Source organism: Actinoplanes sp. NPDC051633 (assembly GCF_040681735.1).
Taxonomy (GTDB): domain Bacteria; phylum Actinomycetota; class Actinomycetes; order Mycobacteriales; family Micromonosporaceae; genus Actinoplanes.
The window spans coordinates 1-1,001 of the sequence record NZ_JBFAZH010001862.1 but is presented as its reverse complement, the minus strand read 5'-3'; the positions used below and the strand labels follow the sequence as shown (position 1 = coordinate 1,001).

The 1,001-nt window shown below is 73.6% G+C and carries 1 protein-coding gene; it reads right to left on the bottom strand.

Features of this window, described 5'->3' with window-relative positions:
• Positions 1–162 precede the first annotated feature (162 nt).
• On the bottom strand, positions 163–1,001 hold an 839-nt coding region (locus tag AB0M20_RS45720), incomplete at its 5' end, for an NAD(P)/FAD-dependent oxidoreductase (RefSeq protein ID WP_364307960.1).

Sequence of the window (1,001 nt, the reverse complement as noted above, 5' to 3'; positions counted from 1 at the left end):
CGGATGCGTCTCTGGGCTACCACTTTGTTGTGTGGGCCGCGGGGTGTGCGGGCCACGGCCGCGCAGCGGCGAGGGCGACCACTCACGCACGTGGAGCGCAGCGACCCTCGGCGGGAGCGGCGGTCAGCACCACCCACCCAGCTACGACATGATCTTGATCGTTCAGCTGCTCCCCAGGAAGTGGTGGACGTTCTGGATGGCGATGGCGCCCTCGCCGGCGGCCGCGGCGACGCGCTTGACCGACCCGTGCCGCACGTCGCCCGCTGCGAAGACGCCCGGCATGCTGGTCTCGAGCGGCAGGCCGCCCGCGCCGGTGAGAAGGAAGCCGCGCTCGTCGCGGTCGATCGTGCCGGCCAGCCATTCGGTGCGCGGCTCCGCGCCGATCATGACGAAGAGCGCGGCGGCGTCCTCCGTCGTCTCCGATCCGCCGGTGCGCAGCGTGACGTGCGTCAGGTGGCCCGGTCCGCCGCCGCCGACGACCTCGGTGCCGGGCAGCACGCGAATCCGCTCGTTCCGGCCGATCTCGGTGACCAGGTACTCCGACATGCTGGTCTCCAGTGACGCGCCGCGGACGACGAGCGTGACCGAGTCGGCATAGCGGGCCAGGTGCAACGCCGCCTGGCCGGCCGAGTTGCCGGCGCCGACCACGTACGCCCGCCTGCCCTCGACCGCCCTGGCCTCCGCGCCGGCCGCGCCGTAGAACACGCCAGCCCCGAGCAGGCTCTCCAGCGACGGCACGCCCAGCCGGCGCCAGGAGACGCCCGTCGCGATCACCACCGCGCGGGCGTTCAGCGGCGGACCGTCGCCGGTCCAGATCAGCCGGCGGTCGCCGTCCGCGGCGATGCGGGTCACGCCGGTCGACACGACCAGGTGCACGCCGAAGAGCCACGCCTGCTCGAGCGCGCGGTTGGTCAGCTCGTCGCCGCTGACGCCACGGGGGAAGCCGAGGTAGTTCCGGATCAGCGAGCTGGTGCCGGCCTGCCCGCCGGGGACGAGCGGTT